Source organism: Marinobacter mangrovi, assembly GCF_016798325.1.
Lineage (GTDB): Bacteria > Pseudomonadota > Gammaproteobacteria > Pseudomonadales > Oleiphilaceae > Marinobacter_A > Marinobacter_A mangrovi.
In genome coordinates, this window is the sequence record NZ_JAERVO010000002.1 from 37,497 (window position 1) to 58,231 (window position 20,735).

At 58.8% G+C, this 20,735-nt stretch carries 18 protein-coding genes; 8 read left to right on the top strand and 10 right to left on the bottom strand.

What is annotated here, in order from left to right:
- Window positions 1-107 precede the first annotated feature (107 nt).
- Complete coding sequence (locus tag JL474_RS06175) at window positions 108-1,496, bottom strand: hypothetical protein (RefSeq protein ID WP_203141355.1); 1,389 nt, start codon at window positions 1,494-1,496, stop codon at window positions 108-110.
- Window positions 1,496-2,224, bottom strand: a complete 729-nt coding sequence (locus JL474_RS06180; RefSeq protein WP_203141356.1) for a hypothetical protein — start codon at window positions 2,222-2,224, stop codon at window positions 1,496-1,498. Before JL474_RS06180 ends, JL474_RS06175 begins: the two co-directional genes overlap by 1 nt.
- Before the next feature lie 582 nt (window positions 2,225-2,806).
- On the opposite strand from JL474_RS06180, the gene JL474_RS06185 reads away from it, so the two are divergent.
- Window positions 2,807-3,916, top strand: a complete 1,110-nt coding sequence (locus tag JL474_RS06185; RefSeq protein ID WP_203141357.1) for an ABC transporter substrate-binding protein — start codon at window positions 2,807-2,809, stop codon at window positions 3,914-3,916.
- A gap of 44 nt (window positions 3,917-3,960) precedes the next feature.
- Here JL474_RS06185 and JL474_RS06190 read toward each other — a convergent pair whose 3' ends face one another.
- Window positions 3,961-4,923 carry a DUF6635 family protein gene (locus JL474_RS06190; protein WP_203141358.1) on the bottom strand — a complete coding sequence of 321 codons (963 nt, stop codon included), beginning with the start codon at window positions 4,921-4,923 and terminating at the stop codon, window positions 3,961-3,963.
- Window positions 4,924-5,157: 234 nt separating this feature from the next.
- On the opposite strand from JL474_RS06190, the gene JL474_RS06195 reads away from it, so the two are divergent.
- Window positions 5,158-6,045 carry a substrate-binding periplasmic protein gene (locus tag JL474_RS06195; protein ID WP_203141359.1) on the top strand — a complete coding sequence of 296 codons (888 nt, stop codon included), beginning with the start codon at window positions 5,158-5,160 and terminating at the stop codon, window positions 6,043-6,045.
- Window positions 6,046-6,067: 22 nt separating this feature from the next.
- Here JL474_RS06195 and JL474_RS06200 read toward each other — a convergent pair whose 3' ends face one another.
- The 4 genes from JL474_RS06200 to JL474_RS06215 all read right to left on the bottom strand — a co-directional run bounded on the left by JL474_RS06200 (window position 6,068) and on the right by JL474_RS06215 (window position 9,528).
- Entirely contained in the window at window positions 6,068-6,550 is a 483-nt protein-coding gene (locus JL474_RS06200) for a VOC family protein (protein ID WP_203141360.1), read from the bottom strand.
- A 164-nt stretch (window positions 6,551-6,714) separates the two neighbouring features.
- Window positions 6,715-8,328 (bottom strand): ArnT family glycosyltransferase, encoded by a 1,614-nt coding sequence (locus JL474_RS06205; RefSeq protein ID WP_203141361.1) that lies wholly within the window; start codon window positions 8,326-8,328, stop codon window positions 6,715-6,717.
- Window positions 8,329-8,534: 206 nt separating this feature from the next.
- Window positions 8,535-8,741, bottom strand: a complete 207-nt coding sequence (locus JL474_RS06210; protein WP_203141362.1) for a cold-shock protein — start codon at window positions 8,739-8,741, stop codon at window positions 8,535-8,537.
- 331 nt (window positions 8,742-9,072) lie between these two features.
- A complete protein-coding gene (locus JL474_RS06215) occupies window positions 9,073-9,528 on the bottom strand; it encodes a GatB/YqeY domain-containing protein (protein ID WP_123636657.1) in 456 nt (151 codons plus the stop codon).
- Window positions 9,529-9,716: 188 nt separating this feature from the next.
- Here JL474_RS06215 and JL474_RS06220 point away from each other — a divergent pair, with 188 nt between their 5' ends.
- From JL474_RS06220 to JL474_RS06230, 3 genes are all read left to right on the top strand, one after another.
- Window positions 9,717-10,505 (top strand): enoyl-CoA hydratase, encoded by a 789-nt coding sequence (locus JL474_RS06220; protein WP_203141363.1) that lies wholly within the window; start codon window positions 9,717-9,719, stop codon window positions 10,503-10,505.
- Window positions 10,506-10,654: 149 nt separating this feature from the next.
- Window positions 10,655-12,553, top strand: coding sequence for a DUF6359 domain-containing protein (locus tag JL474_RS06225; protein WP_203141364.1), 1,899 nt, complete (start codon window positions 10,655-10,657; stop codon window positions 12,551-12,553).
- Window positions 12,554-12,610: 57 nt separating this feature from the next.
- Complete coding sequence (locus JL474_RS06230; protein ID WP_203141365.1) at window positions 12,611-14,617, top strand: bifunctional 2',3'-cyclic-nucleotide 2'-phosphodiesterase/3'-nucleotidase; 2,007 nt, start codon at window positions 12,611-12,613, stop codon at window positions 14,615-14,617.
- A gap of 69 nt (window positions 14,618-14,686) precedes the next feature.
- On the opposite strand, the gene JL474_RS06235 is transcribed toward JL474_RS06230, so the two are convergent.
- Together JL474_RS06235 and JL474_RS06240 are read right to left on the bottom strand one after the other, a co-directional pair.
- Window positions 14,687-15,346: an NAD(P)H-binding protein gene (locus tag JL474_RS06235; protein WP_203141366.1), complete on the bottom strand. Its 660-nt coding sequence runs from the start codon at window positions 15,344-15,346 to the stop codon at window positions 14,687-14,689.
- A gap of 101 nt (window positions 15,347-15,447) precedes the next feature.
- Window positions 15,448-15,846, bottom strand: coding sequence for a RidA family protein (locus JL474_RS06240; protein WP_203141367.1), 399 nt, complete (start codon window positions 15,844-15,846; stop codon window positions 15,448-15,450).
- 181 nt (window positions 15,847-16,027) lie between these two features.
- Here JL474_RS06240 and JL474_RS06245 point away from each other — a divergent pair, with 181 nt between their 5' ends.
- The 3 genes from JL474_RS06245 (at window position 16,028) to JL474_RS06255 (ending at window position 19,057) form a co-directional block, all read left to right on the top strand.
- Window positions 16,028-16,636, top strand: coding sequence for a TetR/AcrR family transcriptional regulator (locus JL474_RS06245; protein ID WP_123636663.1), 609 nt, complete (start codon window positions 16,028-16,030; stop codon window positions 16,634-16,636).
- A 105-nt stretch (window positions 16,637-16,741) separates the two neighbouring features.
- Window positions 16,742-18,475, top strand: coding sequence for an isocitrate/isopropylmalate family dehydrogenase (locus JL474_RS06250; protein WP_203141368.1), 1,734 nt, complete (start codon window positions 16,742-16,744; stop codon window positions 18,473-18,475).
- Between the two features lie 129 nt (window positions 18,476-18,604).
- A complete protein-coding gene (locus JL474_RS06255) occupies window positions 18,605-19,057 on the top strand; it encodes an SRPBCC family protein (RefSeq protein ID WP_203141369.1) in 453 nt (150 codons plus the stop codon).
- 69 nt (window positions 19,058-19,126) lie between these two features.
- On the opposite strand, the gene JL474_RS06260 is transcribed toward JL474_RS06255, so the two are convergent.
- The gene (locus JL474_RS06260; RefSeq protein ID WP_123636666.1) at window positions 19,127-20,407 is read right to left on the bottom strand and encodes a cation:proton antiporter; all 1,281 of its coding nucleotides are present in this window, start codon (window positions 20,405-20,407) and stop codon (window positions 19,127-19,129) included.
- Window positions 20,408-20,735: the final 328 nt, after the last annotated feature.

A 20,735-nucleotide genomic window follows, 5' to 3' on the forward strand; every position in this document is an offset into this window, starting at 1 on the left:
ACGTTGGGGCACTGCGTGGGATGGTCTAAAAACGCAGGGTTTCTGGCCAAGGGTGTTTATTTGAGGTGCTTGAGAAAGCCTTAATGGCCTTTCTGATAATCATCAAGTCATCTCTGCGCGTTGGAGAGGGAAGATATGTATCGCCACATGGTCTGCTGTTTGCGCTGGGTAATCCAGCTGGCAAGCCAGTAAGGTATTGGTCCACCCAGTAGGGGGTATAATACGGCGCGGGCTGTTTTTTTCAGGACTGAAAGGTCTTCTGAACGGCCATCGGGCTCATTGATATGACCGTCCTTTTTCAGGTTATTGCTCTCGAGGGGAGGGATTTCTTCATTCATGAAGTCTTGTATCGCTCGCCATGCACCCAGAGCTGCACTAGTGGAAAAGAACTTCAAACGTATTGAGGCTCTGTCATCGTAGTTCCGATCCATTGAAGCCAGCTCAAGAAACGTTTCGCTCATTGGCCATCCATATTGAGTCATCCATTCTTTCGTCTCTACCAATGAATAGAGATTTTTCCAGTCAGTCGATAATATTTCAGAGGATTTGTCATAAAACAGAACCTTTTTTTGGGTCTGGTCGAAGATGATGGCACAACCTGGTCCGGATGCCAGCTGGTATATGATTAAGATGACTAGAGAAATGGGAAGCGTGAATAAGATGAGTTCACCAAATGGCCACATGTCCCAGAAAATATCATTGCCTACAATGAGAGCTTTTTCGGTATATCCAAAAAGGGTTCCGAAAATGAGGAACAGGAGAGGCGGAATCCCGCAAAGCAATATTATGAGCCCCGAGTAAAGGCCGAAAAGCAATTTGAAGTTAATGTCATAGAACGTTACGTCTGACGCCAATAGTCTGCTTTCTTTAATATCCTTGAAGTATCCGCAACCGGTCAACGGATCATGACTTTCTAATAAAATCAGAGGATCTAGTCTTTTCTGATTTTGATAGTCGCCCAGAATGTTTGATGAGGAATAATCTTGATCCTTTTCAGTTTTATTGTCGATAAGCTTGTGGCTTTCATTCAGAGCTATGACAAAGGCAAGGTCACCAATCATCACAAACTCGGCGTCGTTATTATCATCTTTTAGGAAGGGTTCGGCTGCTGTGGGAACAAGCACCTCCAGCCCGCCTATTGTCAAGTACCTAGAAATGATGCCTCGTGTCGTCTTGATCGTATGCTGTTCAGCTGGGCCTTCTACACGAAAAACCTGGCTGCCAACACTACCTGATTTATTATGGTAGTCCTCAAGATGTCTAGATCGAATCTCACGGTCAAAGCTGTCTTTAATTTGAAATTTCTCGTAGGAGGTTAGATCTCTGATGCTATTCTCTTTTTTTAGCATCATCTTAAGCGCATGACGGCTGTTCAAGCGTTTAAGATAATATCGGGAGAATACGAATAGTCCGACTATTATTATAGTCAGTAAAAGTAATAGGAGTGCTCCACTGCTATCACTTGATGCAACGTTATGAGAAGACAGGTCCGTCATTATCTTGGATCTTTGAATTGGGGGCTCCCGAGCGGCTTTGGCCAACTTGTGGAGGGAAGGTTAAGCTCCGAAACGATCGGAAGCATTGTTATCGCTAAGCCATTGATATCAAGTTTGCTTTTTTTAAACTCTCGGCTATAGACGATCTCCATCATCATATCTGCTCTGGGATGAATTGAGAGGAGGGTTCTTAATTTTCCGTTTAGTGTGGCGGTAGAGATACAAACGAGATGGCCTGCCTCTTCAGTTACTACTGCAAAGTCCCTCATTGGCCGGGCTTGGCCTAGCTTGACACCGTGCTTCAGGCAGTTGTTGTGACTCCTGATTCGGCTATCGCCGGAAGAAGATTTGGCCTCCTTGGGAAAAAATGGGCCTGATATCTCGGCGGTGCCGTCCAACGTAAAGTCTCTTGCAAAAGGGGAATCACCATCGAGAATGTAGGTGGATATGTTGAAGGTTGGGTTGCCGTAGGATCCGGTGCCCGTGTAGGAGACCCAGACTGAGTCGATGGTGCAGCCCCTTTCGCTCTCGATCAAATTTCCCAGGATCGGGCTTTGCGGCAATGTCTTTAGCAAGGGCGTCATTGAATAGCAATGACCTCGGCTTGCGTCAAACTCAGCTGAAGGAAGTGAATCAGCCGTGCATCCCGGTAACGATAATATGAGAAATATCGATGGCAGGTAGTGAAGCTTGAAGATGAACGTAATGTTCTTAGGGAGTTGGGGCATCAAGCAAGTCCTTGTCATTTCATATCCCCTGCTTAGTCCGTTGGCAGGTATGGGGTCTCAGCGCCATCGTTGGCCTGGACTTTATCTTAGTATGCCGAATCGGCCAAATGTTGATTTCAGTCACTTGGTCAAGTCGGTGTCCAGTTTCGTGAAGGGCCAACGGAGATACGGATGGGTACGTTCGACGACGCAGGCATATATCCTTGAAACGGGGTATGGACTCGTAAAGACTTTTAACGGCTTGCGCAGGGCATTCCCCCTGAGGATCAAGGGGTGCTTGATGGTGAGAAAAGGTTGGGTGCTTTGTGAAATAATCTGTTCGCCAATCCGATCGAAAGCCTACCGCCAGGCCATAGGTCTTTTCCCTTCCCACAAACAGGCGCCCTGTTGGTCTCTTCTTGACTTCTCCCTGTGTGGCGAAAGGTCGCCTCGACATCTCACTGAGCTCCACCATAATTGGGGGTAAACAATCACAGCAAAATGTTTCAATGTGTCGGTCGGTACAACCCGGCCGCAGGCAGGGATACCCTCGAACGTCGTATGTTGTGGCATGCGCAGATTTGTCGACAGAAGAGTATGGCTGTGTCCCGAATCGTATCTTTCGTCATCCTGCTCTGGCTTGGCATGATGCCGGCCTGGGGCGGTTCCCGTGTGGCTCTGTTCCTTCCCGACGATACCCCGTTCTGGAATCGCGTGGCGCTGTTTGCCCGGGCGGCCGCGGGTGATCTGGATGCCCAACTGACGGTGTTTGATGCCGATGCCGACCGGCTCAAGCTTCTGCGTCAACTCAAGCAGGTGTCGAGCACGCCGGATCGTTTCGACGCGTGGCTGTTTCCCAATTTTCTCCGGACGGCCGGCCACTTCCTGGTGCAGTGCCAACGCCTGGAAACACCCTGCATATTATTCAACAGTGGTCTGGCCGACGATCAGCTCGGAGCGCCTCGTCGTCCCAATCCCCAATGGATTGCCCAACTGATTCCCGATGACACCGGTTCCAGCATGGAGATTACCCGGGAGCTGATTCAGCAGGCGCGGCAGAACAACTCTGATCGCCCGATTGCGATCGCCGCAGTCAATGGATACCAGGCGGACGCCCCGGCCATCAAGCGGGAAGAGGGGCTGCGGCAGGTGGCGGAAACGACCGATGGTGCCAGGCTCAAACAGGTGTTTTACACCGATTGGGGCGCTCAGCAGGCCTATGTCCGCACCGCTGGGTTGCTGCGTCGCTATCCTGCCGTCAACGTGATCTGGTCAGCCAACTACCGCACGACGAACGGCATACTAGAGGCGCTCGATGACGCCGGACGGACGCCGGGGCGTGACGTGTTGGTGAATGGCTACGACATCAATCCCCAGGCCCTGAGCCAGGTGGCTGACGGCCGAGTGGCGGTCACGGCGGGCGGACACTACGTGGAGGGCGCCTGGGCGGTGATCCTGGCCCACGATTACCTGACCGGAAAGGATTTCCAGGACCAGGGGCTGGTATTCCACACGCCGCTTCTGATCGTGACGCGCGACAACGTGGAGAACGTCCAGACGGTGTTGGGGCGGATCGAAAAGGAACCGGACAGCCTTTATCGGGTGGATTTCTCCCAATACTCCCGCGCCGAAAACCCGAATCTGAAGGATTATGATTTTTCCCTGCGGGAGGTGCTTCGGGACTACCAGGATGCGTCGGCTCCGGAGCGCTGAATTTGAATGGACGTGCTCTCGTTTTCTGGCGTTGAGATAAACCGCTAAATCAACCCCGACCGAATCATGTCAAACATATCCAGAATCCGGGCCACGTACTGGTCTTTGGGGCGAAAGCTGTTTTGGGTGCTGAGTGACACGTCTCTTTCCAGGTGATCCAACAGCTTGTTCAGGCGCCGGCGGTGCAAACCCGTCGCTGCCTGAACAGGATCGGAAATCACACCGGATAACGCCGCAATCGCCGCCAGGGCGGCCATGACCGCGACCATGACACCGGCTGTCGTTGCCAGGGTGGGTTCCGGTGGAAACCAACTGTAATACCACCCGCCGATCGTTTCACCCAATATGAAGTCCCTGGCCGCCATGAACTTGGCCAGCATGGAGGCGAGCACCACACCGAGTCCGATCCCGCCCGGGGTAAATTTCTGGAACGCAAACGCGCCCAAAACCGTGCAGGAAATGCTGTTGGTGATGTCGGCGGACGCCGTGCGGGTAATCCGGTACTGGCTGAGAGCATCGGCAAGCAACGGTTCGATCAGCGTGGTGAAGCGTTGGCGATCAACCGGCTCACTGGCATGGCGCGAATAGACGGTCTCCAGGGCGTCGACCAGATAATCTTCCAGCAGCAAGCCGGTCCGACCGTCGTTCAACAGATCCGTCAGGATCAGGGCCGAGATGTGCTGCTGCACCTGGGTGGTAAAACCGGCGGGGACATGATCGGCCAAGCGATACAGCCACGTCGGTCCGGCGCGATGTCGAACCAGAACCTTGACGAGGCACGCCAGGGCGTAAACCGGCGCCCAAAGCAGATTGAAGGGCGCGCGCAGCATGTCCCATCCCAGCGCCTTCCGATTGGTCTCGATAGCGCCGGGGTAATGGAAGTGGCGGTCAATAAAGGCGGGGATCCGCGTCCGGCAGTCCTCGAAGTAGCGTGCAATGCCAAGCTGGATGGCCTGCTCGATCTCGCTTTCAGAGACAGTCGACTGGGGCGATGTGGCTTGGGGCATAGAGTCAGGCGTATCAGCAGGTCAGGGTGTGGCTGGGGTATTAGACCGCAATGGGGCGTTTCAGGACAATTTTCCTGGGCATTGATCGTGAAAGGCGCCAGTAAGCCAAAATGGTAACGTGCCGCGATACAGGCTTGCCCGCCAAAGTTGCTACACTGATGTCAGGTGCGCCGGGAGTCTTGCGTGCACATGGATCGAAGAGAGTTTTGAGTGAGGCAAGCCTGGAGCATATTCATGTGGCGCTGTTCGGCGTTGTTACTGGCGGGGGCCGGGTTTCTGGCTGCGCCGGTGGGCGTGGAGGCGCAACCCGTACCGATGGAATCACGGATGGTCACGGTAGTGACGGGCGACTGGCCTCCCTACGTGATCCAATCGGGATCCCCGCACGGCCCAATGGCGGAAGTGATCGATCGCGTCTTCAACGACGCCGGCTATCAGGTCAAGTACGTCTTCCAGCCCTGGAAACGCAGCAAGGATCAGGTCCTTGAAGGCGATGCCGATGTCCTCATGCCAGCATACTGCTCGCCGGATCGGGCGGATGTCTATCTCTGCAGTGACACGGTCATTACTGGCAAACAGGTTCTGTTCCATCGCGTCGATACGCCCCTGGATTGGGCGTCGGTGGACGACCTGCGTGGCTATGTCATTGGCGGCACGCTCGGCTATTACTATGGCAAGGCTTTTGAAACGGCGGAAAAGCAGGGCAAGCTGCAGATCATGCGCATTGCCAGCGATGCCACCAACATGCGCCTGCTGATGAAAGGGCGTATCCAGGTATACCCCCAGGATAAGGCCGTTGGATTTGCGATGCTTCACGAGCTCTATCCGCCGGAGCGATGGGCCGAAATCACCTGCAATGAAAAGCCGCTGCACAAGCAGTCGCTGCATCTGCTGTTTACCCGGGCAACGCCCCGGGGCGCCAAGTTACAGAAGGTCTTCAATAAGGGCCTGCTGCGTTTGCGACACACTGGTGAGCTATCGCAGATCATGAACAACCTGACCCGGCGCAATGAAATTATGCCCGTGGGGACCAGCCAGCAAGGGGCGAGGCCGGAGGCCCCGTCTTCCGGCACCACCCTGAAAAAAGCGGGACGACCCCCTCAGCTGGCGCCAAAGGAATAAAAGGCGCCAGGGATCGCAGGCATCAGCCCCGCCGCGCCGCCTCAATCGCTGCTATGTCAATCTTTCCCATCTGCATCATGGCCTCGAACGCCCGCTTGGCGGCAGCGCGATCCGGGTCCGTGACGGCTTCTGTCAGCGCCATTGGTGTAATCTGCCAGGAGAGCCCCCATTTGTCCTTGCACCAACCACAAGCGCTCGCCTGGCCGCCGTTGCCCACGATGGCGTTCCAGTAGCGGTCGGTTTCCTCCTGATCGGCGGTGGCCACCTGGAATGAAAAAGCTTCGCTGTGCTTGAACGCAGCACCGCCATTGAGTCCGAGGCAGGGAATGCCCATCACCGTGAATTCGACGGTCAGCACGTTGCCTTCTGCGCCCGCCGGATAGTCACCCGGGGCGAGGTGTACGGCATCAACCGATGAATCGGGAAAAGTCTCCGCATAGAAGCGTGCGGCCTCTTCGGCGTCGCCGTTGTACCAGAGGCAGATTGTATTCCTGGCGTGATTCATGATGTCAGTCTCCTGTGATGGGGCTGGGTTTTACAGGTTGTCGAGCGGTGACGCCGAGGATCGACAGGGCCGAGAACATTTATTGACCTTATGCATATGATCGCGCGCGTATTCGGAATCTCCAGGTTGGGCCACACGGACGGGGATGGCTCAGGACGACGGGGCTAATCCTGATGCGTCATCTGTATTGGCTGTTTGCGGCGCCGCTTGTAGGCCAGCCAGTCTTCCGCCGTGACCATCAACGCCTGTTTGCCGCGATAGGGGTATATCTCGGTGGCGATTTGGGCCAATGGGCTGTCGGTGCTTCGAGCGTAGAAAATCAGGCAGGCTTCAGGATGCTCCGCAGCCCACGAGTCGAGTGTGGGTTCCCGGATTTCCAGGAGTGGCTTTTCCAGCCGTCCGGCGAACTGGTACTGGTCGTGGTATTTGTCCACATTGACGACGATGACGCCCTGGTCCTGGAGCGCCTTGATCCGCTGGGCGAGAGGCTGGACATCCTGTAGCCGGAAGATGGTCACAAAATTCATCAGCAGGCCCAGAAACAGAGCACCCGATGTGATGGCGATCCAGGCCATCCGTGGTCCGGCGTCCGGTCGGGCACGCAGCAGGACGAAACCGATGGCCAGGGGGAGCAGGGCGCCTACGCGCGGGGAACTTGTGCAGACCTCTTCGACGCCACTCAGTTCGCACCATTCCGGTGTGAACAGCAGCGCCAGGCCTGCCAGAATTGAAATGCCTCCCAGAGATACCTCGCTCACGCGGGTGATGGGGCGGTCGGCATACCGTGCCGCGAGCCAGAGCGCGATGGCGGGCAGGGTGGGGATCAGGTAATGGACCTGCTTGCCGCTGATCAGTGAAAACGCTATCAGGGAAACGCCAAACCAGGCGACGCAGAAACGCTCTCCCGGGTCGCGCCAGAGTCGTCCGCGCCAGGCCTTCTCCCAAACCAGCACGCCCCACGGGAAAAGGAGCAGCGGTAGCAGCACCAAGTACCAATACCAGGGATGGGCATGGGCAAACGACTCGGCGATTCGACCTGCCGTCTGCTTCCAGATCAGTTCATGGGAGAAGGTTGGTCCGCCCCGCAGGATGGCCGGATAAACCCAGGCCAGCATGATGGCGGCTCCGGTGACGACGGCCAGTGCCAGGCCGGCGTACCAGCGGTCCAGCGGCAGCCGGTTCTCCGAGCGGCGCCACCATGGCATCAGCAGCAGGACCGGCAATGTGCTCAGCAGGATCGCCGGACCTTTGGTCAACAAGCCGGCACCCAACATGATCCCGCAAACTGCAAACCAGGCGATGCGTCCCGAAAGCGACGCCCTGACACCTGCCGCGATGGCGGCCAAGGCAAACACGCCCAACAACACGTCGAACATGAGCGTCGTGCTGTACACCAGCCAACACAGGAAGCTGGCCAGTATTAAAGGCGCATAGTTCCTGATAATCGGACGCTCCGGCCACAGGTTGGTGGCCAGGTTCGAGACCAGTGGCAGGGAAACCAGCGCACACCCGAGAGAAATCAGGCGCGGTGCATAGGCGTTGACACCCAGCACGGCCCACTCCGCGTGGATCAGCCAGAACAGCAGCGGGGGCTTGTGCGTGTAAGGATCGCCATTGAGGGTGGGCAGGATAAAGTCGCCTTTCTGCCACATTTCCCACGCGACAGACAGGTAACGCGTTTCATCGACGGGAAGGAGTGGGCGTAGCCAGAGGCTGGCCATACTGGCGGACAGTAACAGACCGATCGCGACCCAATGGGACCGGCGATTCCCAAACATCGGGATGTCCTCCCTGAAGCCAAGAATCTCTTTCAGCGTAGCGCAGTTGGCGGGCAGTGGGGATCTGGATTGAGATGAATTGGCCGCTTCAAGGGCCTGGGTCAAAAAAGACAGTTAAAAGGTGCCGGTCGGCGTGTATTCAGGACGGGTCAACGGCAATAAAAAAGGCAGCCGAAGCTGCCTTTTTTTGAGCGGGTGGTGGCTAATCAGACAGCAACCACGTTTTCCGCTTGCGGGCCTTTCTGGCCCTGGGTCACGGTGAACTCAACCGCTTGGCCTTCGGCCAGGGTCTTGAAACCGCCGCCCTGAATGGCGCTGTAGTGAACGAAAACGTCCGGGCCGTCTTCGCGGGTGATGAAGCCAAAGCCTTTGGTTTCGTTGAAGAACTTAACGGTACCGTTAGTGGTCGACATAATAATCAATCCTGTATGCAAAAATTTAGAGTGCCTTCGGCGCATCGACAGGATGCCCGATCGGCGTTGTGCGGAAACTAAAAACGCGCGGAATCAAAAACAGGACGGTGCACGACTCACTACGACAATGTAACGTCTTATTCTGAAATGCTTTGCTCTATCGTTTCTACCCGATGCACTCTACGCCGTTGTTTCGATAATTGCCAATCTTATTTAATAGGCATTATCCGTGAGCGCCCCGGCGATGCCAGGCGCTCATCGGCAAGCCTGTCGAAGCGTGAATCTCCTGATCCGGAGTTGCGGTTCAAGATCGTCACGGCAGCGCGATGGGTTATCCGGCCAGAGCCGCCCGGACCTTCTTGCTCAGGTGGCCCATTTCCACGCGTCCCAGCACTTGCGGGCGCAGTTCGTTCATCACCTTGCCCATGTCGGCCATGCCCTGGGCATCGGTTGTGCTGATCGCCTGGCGGATGAGGCCGTCCAGCTCGTCCTCGGTGAGTGCGGCGGGCATGAATTCCTCAATGATGACCATCTCCGCCCGCTCCTTGTCGGCCAGTTCCGGGCGGCCGGCGTCGTCGTACTGACTGGCCGCATCGCGGCGCTGCTTCAACATCTTGTCCAGCACCTTCAGCACTTCGTCATCGCCCAGATCGCGGCGTTCATCGATCTCGATCTGTTTGACCGCAGCCTGGGCCATACGCAGGGTCGTCAGTCGATCCTTATCCTTGCTACGCATCGCGTCCTTGACGGCGCTGGCCAACTGCTCTTTGAGTGATGGGGCAGCCATAACGCATCTCCTGTATGGGGTGTTGGGGTTGCTACCTTAGCGCAAAATGGCCCGGTTGGGGCGAGTGCGGTATCGAAAATCGGGAGGGCGCGAGGTACGGCCCGGGGTTCGACAGTCCGGATCACCTGTTCGATACTGAATCAGCGCGTACATGACATCCGGCCATCGTCGGGAGGAGGGTAATCCGCATGTCAGGACAGGAATCGCTGGTGAGCCGAGTGACCGAAGAAGGAATCACGACGCTCACCCTGAACCACCCGCAGCGTCGCAACAGTTTGTCGATGGCCATGCTTGAAGCCCTGTCGGTCGAACTGGACGCCATTGCGGGTGACGCGTCGACCCGAGTCGTCATCCTGGCCGCACAGGGGCCGACGTTTTGCGCTGGGCATGACCTGGGCGAAATCCGGGAGCAATTTGATAACCCGGATTTCCAGCTGGCCCTGTTCAACCAGTGCAGCAAAGTGATGCAGCAGATCGTGTCGTTACCGAAGCCGGTCATTGCCCGGGTGGTGGGCGTGGCGACGGCCGCGGGCTGCCAGTTGGTGGCCAGCTGTGATCTGGCGGTGGCCGCTGATACCGCGCGCTTTGCGACGCCCGGCGTCAACATCGGGCTGTTCTGCTCCACGCCGATGGTGGCGTTGTCCCGGAACGTGTCCCGCAAGCACGCCATGGAGATGCTGCTCACGGGGGAAATGATCAGCGCCGCGCGGGCCGAGGACATCGGTCTGGTGAACCGGGCGGTGGACGAGCAGGTCCTGGACGACACGGTGCACAAAATGGCTCGGACGATTGCCGACAAATCCGGCCACACGCTGAAAATCGGAAAGGAAGCGTTCTACCGGCAGCTGGAAATGCCTTTGGCCGAGGCCTATGCATACACCGCCACCGTGATGGCAGACAACATGCAGGCCCACGACGCCCAGGAGGGCATCTGTGCGTTTCTGGATAAGCGCAAGCCGGACTGGAAAGATCACTGATTCTTCCCCCGGCGGCTGCCATCCGGCGGCCTGAAAGGAGGCCGGCATTGACACAGGAACGTCATTAAAAGGTCAACTGAGGGCCATCATTCGGTCATGTGAGTGTTCCAGAGTGGAGGCGTTTTTTCTGCGCCCCCTTGGAGAATGTCATGACCGGATGGATCCGATTTCGCCCGCTGTTTGCTCTCGCTCTCACCCTCCTCTCCGCCAGTGTCCTGGCGACGCCCTACACCTGGAATTACCCGGCTCCCCTCAAAACGCCAGCGGCTGGTAACAGCAACGGCAAAGTGGTGATGTTTGACGTGTCCCACGGCGGCACCGAAGGTAACGCCGACTGGGTCATCAACGGTGGGTTCTCCGACTTTGCCGATGCCCTGGTGGCCGAGGGTTACACGGTGCAGGAGTATCGTGGCGTCGACAAGAATGGCGACGGCGTGATCCAGTTTGTGGATGACTACACGGCACCGGGCAACGCCGCCACCAGCGCCAACGAGGCGGTCATCACGGCTGCCGGTATCAGCGCGGCGGACGTACTGGTGCTGGCCGAGAGCAATCGACCGTTTACCCAGGCCGAGCAGTCGGCGCTGGCGGATTTTGTGGCCAGCGGGAAAGGCGTGTTTTTTATCGCCGACCACTACAACGCCGACCGCAACCTCAACACCTGGGACAGTACGGAAGTCTTCAACGGCTATAACCGCGCGACCCTGAGCCAGTTCAATATCGGCGGCGCCTATGGCGACCTGCGCAATCCGGGACAGGCCGGCGCCGGCTGGCTGGCCCAGACCTTCGGTCTGCGTTTCCGCTTCAATGCCATCGATTGGCTCTCCGGCGTCAGCGGCATCGTTGGCAGCGGTCAGGGGGAGGGGATTACCCAGGGCGTTGATCCGATCCTGATGGCCGGTGGCGCCACGCTGGCGATCACCGATCCGTCCCGGGCCAAGGGGCTGGTCTATTTCTCCAATGCAGACAGCCCGGCCCGCTGGAGCCATGCGGTGGATTCCGGTGTTTATTTTGGCGGCCGGGATGAAGGGCCTTATGTGGCCATTTCCAAAGCTGGCGCCGGTAAGGCGGCTTTCATCGGGGATTCCAGTCCCATCGAGGACGACTCGCCGCTCTATCTGCGACAGGACTCCGGTTCCACCAAGTCCACCTATCCCGGCTGGACCGACGCCGGTAATGCCGCCGTCCTCGCCGTCAATCTGGTGAACTGGCTGGCCCAGCCGGAAAGCTACACCCACTTCGACAGCAGTGCCCATCCGGCCGGTGACGCCACACCCAACCCCATGGCCAGCGAGGAGCAGAGCGATCCGGACGGCGGCCAGGCCTGGAGCACGCCTTCCGGCGGCTATAACCCATGGGATGCCGCCACCTTCGCCGACGGTGCCTACGGGGCGGCCAATCCGGCCGGGGGCGGCAGCACCACGCCGGGCGGCGACGCCATCAGCGTCAGTGCCGCACTGGCCCAGCCCAATGGCACGGACGTGACCGTCACCGGCACCATCACTCAGGCGATCAACGGAGAGTACGCACTGGAGATCGCCGATCCGCAGGACGCGTCCGCCACCCTCTACGTCAAGCTGGACAGCCAGTACCGGGACACCTTCAGTCCCCAGAACGATCCGTCGCTGGTGGGCCAGACCCTGCAGGTCTCCGGAACGCGGGACGACTATATGTCCGAGCCCAGCGTGGAAAACGTCACGGACATGCAGCTGGTGAGCAGCGGTGGTGGTTCGACCGCCGACTGCGGATCCGCCGATGCGGTGTCGGTCAGTACCGCCTACGCCAGCTCAATCGGCACGCCCCTGACTGTGATCGGCACCGTGGTGCAGGGCATCAACGACCCTTACGCCCTGGAACTGGCTGACCTGGACGGTTCCACATCGATCTACGTCAAGCTGGAAGCCGACCAACGCGCCTACTACAGCCCGGCCAATAACCCCGGAGTGATCGGTCAGGTGCTGGAAGTGGACGGCCAGCGCGACGAGTACATGAGCACGCCCAGCGTGGAATCGGTCACCCAACTGACGTTGCCCAGCGGGTGCCCTTGAGTGCCGATCGTGAGCAGGCCTCTCTCAACCCTGAAACCAGCATAAGAAGGAACTTGAATGCGTCACTTTGTCCGAATCCTGCCCCTCTGCGTGATGGCCGGCGCCGCTTTGCTGAGCGGGTGCAATTCCGATGATGACAGTACGGCCAGCGAGGCCACCGTCGACCTGCGGTTGATGGAGACGACGGATATCCATTCCAACGTGATGGACTACAACTACTACAGCGACGTGCCGGATCCCCAGATCGGACTGGTCCGCACGGCCAGCCTGATCCGTCAGGCCAGGGCCGAGCTGAGCGAGCCCGGCAACTACGTGCTCGTGGATAACGGCGACCTGATCCAGGGGAGCCCGATGGGCGACTGGCGTCAGGCCGCGGGGCTGGCGCCGGGCGAAGTGCATCCGGTCTACAAGGCGATGAACCTGCTGGACTACACCGTCGCCAACTACGGCAACCATGAGTTCAACTACGGTCTCGACTACCTGGCCGAAAGCGTCAACGACGCCGACTTCCCGTACATCAGCGCCAATATCTTCAAGGACGATGGCGATGACAATCCGGACAACGACGAGCCGTATTTCAGCCCCTACAAGCTGGTCGATAAAACGGTCCAGGATCGCGACGGCAATGTGCATGAGCTGACGATCGGCTTTATCGGCTTCGTGCCGCCCCAGATCATGCAGTGGGACAAGTCCAACCTGCAGGGTCACGTCATCACCAAGGACATCCGGGCCATGGCGGAGCGCTATGTCCCGCAGATGAAGGCCGAAGGCGCCGACGTGGTGGTGGCGATCGCCCATTCGGGCATCAGCACCAAGCCCTATGATCCCGCCGCCAAGACCGAGAACAGCAGCTGGTACCTGGCGGACGTGCCGGGCATCGATGTGATCATGATGGGTCACAGCCACCTGGTGTTCCCGTCCGACACCTTTGCGGACACCCCGGACGTGGATGTCGACAAGGGCACCATCAAGGGCGTGCCCGCGGTCATGCCGGGTTATTGGGGCGACCATCTGGGCGTCATCGACCTGACACTGGACTACCGTGCGGGCGACGATGCCTGGACGATCACCGACAGTCAGGTGGCGGCACGTCCGGTGATGGTGGATGGCCAATCGGTGGTGGAAGCGGACAGCACGATCACCGCCGCGGTCGCGAGTGACCATCAGGCGACTCTGGATTACATGAGCACGCCAATCGGTTCCTCGACGGACGATATGTTCAGCTTCCTGGCGCTGGTGAAGGACGATCCCTCGATCCAGATCGTGAGCGACGCCCAAAAGGCCTATGTGGAGGATCTGATTCAGGGGGACGTCAACCTGCAGGACTTGCCGGTACTGTCGGCGGCGGCACCTTTCAAGGCCTGTGACCGCAACGGCGATTGCAGCGACGAAGGCAGCTTTACCACCGTGCCCGCGGGCGAGCTGACCCTGCGCAACGCGGCGGATCTGTACCTTTACCCCAACACCCTGGTGGCGGTGAAGGTCACCGGTGACGAGCTGAAGGGCTGGCTGGAATGTTCGGCCTCCCAGTTCTACCAGATTGACACCGGCAGCAGCGCCCCCCAGGAACTGGTCAATTACACCGGCTTTCCCACGTACAACTTCGACGTGATCGACGGCGTGACCTACGAGATCGACGTGACCCAACCACCCCGGGACGACCGGGACTGCAACGTCATCAACGACGGCGCCCATCGCATCCAGAACCTGCAATACCAGGGTGCGGCGGTAACGTCGGATCAGGAATTCATTGTCGCCACCAACAACTACCGTGCCAACGGCGGGGTCTTCCCCGGCACGGGCAGCGACCACATCGTCATCAATTCGCCCGATGCCAACCGCACCATCCTGGCGGACTACATCCGCAACAACAGTCCGGTGACGCCGACGGCCGACGGCAACTGGTCGTTCGCTACCATCAGCAGCGGAACGTCGGTCAAGCCGATCTTCCGGGTGCCCAATACCAACCGGGCCCTCAACTTTGTGGCGGATAAGGCCCCGAACGCGACTTTCCTGGAGGTTAACGCCAACGACGAGCGCGTCTACGAATTGAACCTGCAGTGATCGGGCCATGACGCGACTCTGACGTTACCCGGAAATCCCGGTTGGTGTGGACACCGGGATTTCCGCCCGTCAGGCATCGGCACGAATATTCGCCCGAACCGCCGCGCTGATCGGCATCGAACCGGCATTGAGCTCCAGAATCTGCCGGCTGATCCGGGATTCGTGGATCAGCTCTGCTAGCGTGCGGGCCACGTCTTCGCGGGCAATCTGGTCGTGATGCTCCGCCGGACCGAGGGAGACAGTGCCTGAGCCCGGTTCATCGGTCAGCATGGATGGTCGCAGGATCACCCAGTCCAGATCGCTCCGGCTGAGTATCACATCCGCCCTTTTCTTGATGGCGAAGTAGTACTCCACGTCGTCGCCCAGTGTCCGTTCCCGCCAGGATTCAGGTAGCACAGATACCGAAAGGAAGCGGTCGACGCCGGCGATGCGGGTCGCCTTGATGGCCTTCTCGATGCCGTCGCCGTCAATCGCCTTTGTGGTTTCCCGGCTGCCACCGTTCGAACCCGCGCTGAAGACAATCGCGTCCATATTGTCAAAGGCTGCTGCGAGTTCGTTCACCGTTATAATCGACAGGTCGCACACGGCGGTGGTCAATCCTTCTATTTCCAGTTCGGCCTGCTGCTCCCGCTGGCGGACCAGCCCATAGACGCCATCTCCCCGTTCTTGCAGCTGACGCGAAAGCAGGCGGCCGACGCCGCCATTGATACCGATGATAAAGACGTTCACTTGGATGCCTCCTGTTCCGTTTGCGATGGGTGCTGACGATGGCGGCCCGGACGAAGTGAGCTGCGCTGGCGCCTGCCTGGCCTTGCCGGGCCGCCAATGCGTCACGCTGCGGCCGGAATGCGGGCGATGACCTTGATCTCGAAATCAAAGCCGGCCAGCCAGTTCACGCCGACCGCCGTCCAATTGGTGTAGGGCGGTTCGCCGAACACTCTCTGCCGGACGGTGTCGATGGCGTTCCATTGTGCTTCCGGGTCGGTGTGGAACGTGGTGACGTCGACGATGTCGTCGAAGGTGCATCCGGCGGCCTTGAGAACGGCTGCCAGATTGTCGAAGGCGAGTTGAACCTGCTTTTCGAAGTCGGGCTCGGGCGAGCCGTCCTCAAGGCTGCCGACCTGGCCGGAGACAAACAGCAGGTCGCCTGAACGAATGGCTGCGGAGTAGCGGTTGATGTCGTAGAGGGCCTGTCGCCCTGCGGGAAAGATGGCGTCGCGTTGAGTCATGGTTTCAGTTCCGATCAAAGAGGATGGTTTGAAAGGCCGGCCGGCGGATAACCAGAGACCTTTCGGGCTTTCACTGCCTCGATATCGTCATTAATATACGAGGCGTATGTCAGTATAATCTTACATACGCGGCGTATGTCAATTAGCATACGAAGCGTATGCGATCGCAACAGGAGCACGAATGGCTGCAAGAAAACGCGCACAGATGGTCGAGGAAACCCGGGCCAAACTGATTCAGGCTGCCCGCAAGGCGTTCGCAGCGAAGGGTTACGCGGCATCCTCCATGGATGACCTGACCGCCGCAGCCGGCCTCACGCGGGGCGCGCTCTACCACAACTTCGGCGACAAGAAGGGTTTGCTGCAGGCGGTGATCGATCAGATGGACGCGGAGATGCTGGTGCGCATGCGCGCAGCACGTGAAAAGGCGGACGGCGCCTGGCTGGGCTTCATGGAGGAAAGCATCGCTTATATGGAGATGGCCCTGGAGCCGGAGATCCAGCGCATCATGCTGCTGGACGGGCCGGCGGTGCTGGGTGACCCGTCGCAATGGCCAAACCAGAACGCCTGCCTACGCACCACCATGGAAACGATCCAGGCGCTCATCGAAGAAGGCACGGTACGACCGGTGGATGCCGAAGCCGCGGCCCGCCTGCTCAACGGCGCCGCTCTCAATGCCGCGCTGTGGATTGCCGCGGCCGATGATTCACGAGCCGTGTTTGAAAAGGTGGTGGATGCTTTCCGCTCCCTTGCGGAGGGGTTGCTGCGCAAACCCTCGCACGCTGGCGATTGAGTCCGAGTGCCCCTTGACCCACGCTCAATCACGCATAGGGTTAATAAAGGCATCCCTATTTGATTTCCATGTATCGACTCACAGGACAAGCGAAAGGAGAACGCGATGGGCAATAAGATTCCGGTGGATTCGCCGCTGGTCATCCTCCACGGCGACGAGATGGCCCAGGTGGCTTTCGAGGCACTCCTGAAAACGTTCGTGACGTCGAGGCTGGACATCAAGCTCAAGGAAATCGACCTCTCCGCCGAGAATCGGCTGGCCACCAACGGCCGGGCGGTGACCGAAGCCATCGAGGCGATCAAGGAATACGGCGTTGGCATCAAGAACGCGGGGATTACCGTCAACCGCAGCCAGCTGGAAGACCTGCTCAAGAAATACCCGGACGTTGACGGCGACGCCCTGGATCCGCTGGCGACCAAGTCCCCCAACGGCGCCATCCGCAAGGGCATCGGCGGCAACATCACCCGGGAGGACATCCAGTTCCGCAATCTCCGTGTGCGTCGTCCTGAATGGATCGATCGTGACATCGAAGTGATGACCATGGACAACGGCGGCATCAAGGACAGTTTCAACGAACTCGCCCGCGCCACCGGCATCATCAAGCTGATGTTTGTGGGCAGCAGCGGCGATCCTGAAGAATTGCATCGCCGGGAGATCAACAAGGGCGACCCGCTGTTGCTGGCGACCAACGATATGGCCGATATCCGGGACTGGGCCCGCCAGTTTTTCCAGCATGCCATCGACGACAAGCGGGACATTTACCTGGGTCTCAAAGACACGGTAATCCCGGGCTATGACGGGGCGATGCGTTCTGCGATCGAGGATGTCTACAAGAACGAGTATCAGGACAAGGTGGAAGCCATCGGTCTGGAGTTCCACTACGAGCTGATTGACGCCCAGGCGGCGCGGATCGTCTCCAATCCGCCGGAACGCGCCCTGTGGGGCGTGCCGGACAACACCACGGGGCGCAAGCTGTTCAAGTTGGTGAATCAGCTCAAACGCTACGGCATTCCGGACCGTCACGTTCACGTGTCGATTTCGCGCATGAGTGCCGGCGGCGGTGACCAGTACGGCAGCTTCAACGCGCCGGCCCGGGAAGACGGCATCGTCAAGGTGGTGGTGGACGGTGAAGAGCGGCACGCCCGGCACGTCAGGAAAGGCGATCCCATGCTGCTGATGTCCAATGACCGCGAAGCCATCAAGGACTGGGTCAGCCAGGTGTTCCGCGATGCCTCACGCAAGGATAAGGAGGTCTACTTCGGCCTGAAGCGGGAATACATGGAGTACGACGAAGTCTTCAGCGAGGTCATCACCGAGGTCCGCCGGGAGCTGGCCAAAGAGGACACGCCGCCGCCGTCCTTCATGATCATGCGGCCGTCCCGCCAGTTGATCAAGATGATCACCGACCCGCCCCGGAACGCGCTCTATCCGTCACAGAACCTGGACGGAGACATCTTCTCGGATATCTCCGCCGCCCTGGGCGGCAGTCTGGCCACGGCCAGCTCGATCATCGAAAGCAAGGACGGCGCGATGCTGTTCGAAGCGCCGCACGGCACCGCCCATGACCTGTACATCAAGTATCAGGAGAGCGGCGGTAAAGAGGCCCATTTCAACCCGTCGGCCTTGATCTACGCGCTGGGCAACGCCCTGGAAACCCTCGGCGAACGGGACGGCAACCGGGAACTGGCCGATTACGCCGGCCGGCTCAAACAGGCCTTGAAAGACACCGTGGCCGATGGCGTCATCACCGCTGATTTGAAAGGTAAGATCACCAACCCGGAATCGGAAAAGGTGGTGGATCTGTATGGGTTCATTGAGGCGCTGCAGGAGCGACTTTAACGTGAACTAGGAGAGCGTTAAACGTTCCTCGATTGCCAGACAGGCGGGTGTCGAATGGCCGCCCGCTGATTCGACTAGACCGTGCCTCTCAACAAAAAGGCACTCGTGAACTCAATCAGGAGAAGCACCATGTCTGGCAATACCATCCGTTTACACCGCGTTCTGCGCGGCAGTCCTGACCGCGTCTATCGTGCCTTTATCGATCCGGATGCCCTGGTGAAGTGGATTCCGCCCCACGGGTTTTCGGGCCACATCGACGCGATGGACGCGCGCGAAGGCGGTGGCTATCACATGTCATTCACCAACTTCACGACCGGGACGAAGCATTCGTTCGGCGTGCGTTTCCTGGAACTCAAACCGGGGGAACTGATCCGTCATGCCGATCAGTTCGATGATCCCAACCTGCCAGGGGAAATGCAGGTCACCATTCAACTGAAGCCGGTCTTGTGCGGCACTGAACTGACCATCGTGCAGGAGGGTGTTCCCGAGGCCATACCGGTGGAGTTCTGTTACCAGGGATGGCAGGAATCACTGCATCTGCTGGCGTTGCTGGTTGACCCCGAAATACCCGACCAGGGCTGATCGGGCGTTTTGAAAACGGGGTAGGACAGGGAGAAGGGGCTCGGCGGATGCCGGCGCCCCCATGATGGATCACCCCTCTTTCTGGGCGGCCAGACTGCTCCGGATCAACGGCTTGATGCTGGACCCCTGCACGATGATGGAGAAGATCACCACGATGTAAGTGATCAGCAGCAGCAGGGTGTGCAGGTCAACGCCGTTGAAGAAGATTTTCCCCGCCGGGATGGACGCCGCCATCGCCAGCGCCAGGCCACCGCGCAAACCGCCCCAGGTGAGGATCAGCACGGAATGCTTGTCGTAGCTTCGGAACCGCCGGAACGCCAGGTACGGCAGACTGATGCTGATGAAGCGGGCCAGCAGCACGGTCGGAATGGCCAGCAGGCCCAGGACAATCTGCTGCCAGGTTACCGGCAGCGTGACCACCAACAGGCCGATCAGCAGGAACAGGAAGGCATTGAGAACGCCATCCACCGCGTGCCAGAAGTTGCGGATGTTGCGAATGCTGCTCAGGCGGGCCATCGATGCGGCTTTGGCGCGCGTGACGTTACCGACGAAGATCCCCGCCACCACCATCGCCAGGGCGCCGGAAACCCCCATCATGTTCGCCAGGGCAAACCCGGCCGTCGGGATGCAGAAGGTCAGCAGCAGGCGGATGTTGCCATCCTGGCTCTTGATCAGCAGGAAGTGACCCACGATGGCCAGCAACATACCAAACGCGATGCCGCCCAGGGCGTCCGTCAGGAACAGATCCGCGACGTTGCCAAATGTGGGTTCCGCCGTAGTGAAGGCCACCGCAAAAATGGTGGTGAAAACCACCAGGCCGACGCCGTCATTGAACAGGGATTCCCCTTCGACCTGAATGGAAATGGACGGCGGCGCTTTCATCTGCTTGATGATGGCCAGTACGGCGATCGGGTCGGTCGGGCTGATCAGGGCGCCGAAAAGCAGGCAGTAGACCAGCGGGACGTCCCAGCCCATCATGTCCATGATCCAGGAGATGAAGTAGCCCACCAAGAACGTCGACGCCAGGGTGCCAAACAGGACCAGGATCGTGATTTCCCAGCGATGCCGGCGCATGCTGCGCAGGTCGATTTCCAGCGCCCCGGCAAACAGCAATGGCCCCAGCATCCCGTCCAGCAGCAGCGATTTGAAATCAATGGTGCCGAGCATTCTGGACACCGCCACGGCGGTCTGATTGCCAAGGACTTTAACCGCCAGGATCAGCAGCAGCGAAATGACCACTGCCCCGGAGGTAATGGCGATGGTCGTCTGCATGTTCAGGAAGAACTGATTGGCGAAGGCGACCAGCACCGCGGTCGCGGAAAGGAAACACAGCAGATACCACGTATCCATTGATTCTCCCGGATAAGACATCGGTTTATTGTGGGACGGTTCCGTCCGGTTATTCGCGTGATCCACAACTCGATATGAACAGGCTGGCAGGGCGGGACAAGGCGACCGCATGATCAGGTCGCTCTGGCGTGTGCCAACGTCTGGTTCAATAACGTGCAGAACGCCGGGTCACCAGCGAGACAAGGGCGTGCTCGCTAACGCAATAGGGCCCGGCAGCCGCCATGATAGCGAATATCGTGTTGTTTGCGTTCGTCAATCATGACCTGGCTGAACATTTCCATCCGAAAATGGGTAAGGCCATTTCCCTGAACAGGAATACCGAAAAGAG

Coding starts and splice junctions, on each gene's coding strand:
- JL474_RS06175 (WP_203141355.1), bottom strand. CDS start 1,496: ATGACGGACCTGTCTTCTCATAACGTTGCATCAAGTGATAGCAGTGGA.
- JL474_RS06180 (WP_203141356.1), bottom strand. CDS start 2,224: ATGCCCCAACTCCCTAAGAACATTACGTTCATCTTCAAGCTTCACTAC.
- JL474_RS06190 (WP_203141358.1), bottom strand. CDS start 4,923: ATGCCCCAAGCCACATCGCCCCAGTCGACTGTCTCTGAAAGCGAGATC.
- JL474_RS06195 (WP_203141359.1), top strand. CDS start 5,158: ATGTGGCGCTGTTCGGCGTTGTTACTGGCGGGGGCCGGGTTTCTGGCT.
- JL474_RS06200 (WP_203141360.1), bottom strand. CDS start 6,550: ATGAATCACGCCAGGAATACAATCTGCCTCTGGTACAACGGCGACGCC.
- JL474_RS06205 (WP_203141361.1), bottom strand. CDS start 8,328: ATGTTTGGGAATCGCCGGTCCCATTGGGTCGCGATCGGTCTGTTACTG.
- JL474_RS06210 (WP_203141362.1), bottom strand. CDS start 8,741: ATGTCGACCACTAACGGTACCGTTAAGTTCTTCAACGAAACCAAAGGC.
- JL474_RS06215 (WP_123636657.1), bottom strand. CDS start 9,528: ATGGCTGCCCCATCACTCAAAGAGCAGTTGGCCAGCGCCGTCAAGGAC.
- JL474_RS06220 (WP_203141363.1), top strand. CDS start 9,717: ATGTCAGGACAGGAATCGCTGGTGAGCCGAGTGACCGAAGAAGGAATC.
- JL474_RS06225 (WP_203141364.1), top strand. CDS start 10,655: ATGACCGGATGGATCCGATTTCGCCCGCTGTTTGCTCTCGCTCTCACC.
- JL474_RS06230 (WP_203141365.1), top strand. CDS start 12,611: ATGCGTCACTTTGTCCGAATCCTGCCCCTCTGCGTGATGGCCGGCGCC.
- JL474_RS06240 (WP_203141367.1), bottom strand. CDS start 15,846: ATGACTCAACGCGACGCCATCTTTCCCGCAGGGCGACAGGCCCTCTAC.
- JL474_RS06245 (WP_123636663.1), top strand. CDS start 16,028: ATGGCTGCAAGAAAACGCGCACAGATGGTCGAGGAAACCCGGGCCAAA.
- JL474_RS06250 (WP_203141368.1), top strand. CDS start 16,742: ATGGGCAATAAGATTCCGGTGGATTCGCCGCTGGTCATCCTCCACGGC.
- JL474_RS06255 (WP_203141369.1), top strand. CDS start 18,605: ATGTCTGGCAATACCATCCGTTTACACCGCGTTCTGCGCGGCAGTCCT.
- JL474_RS06260 (WP_123636666.1), bottom strand. CDS start 20,407: ATGGATACGTGGTATCTGCTGTGTTTCCTTTCCGCGACCGCGGTGCTG.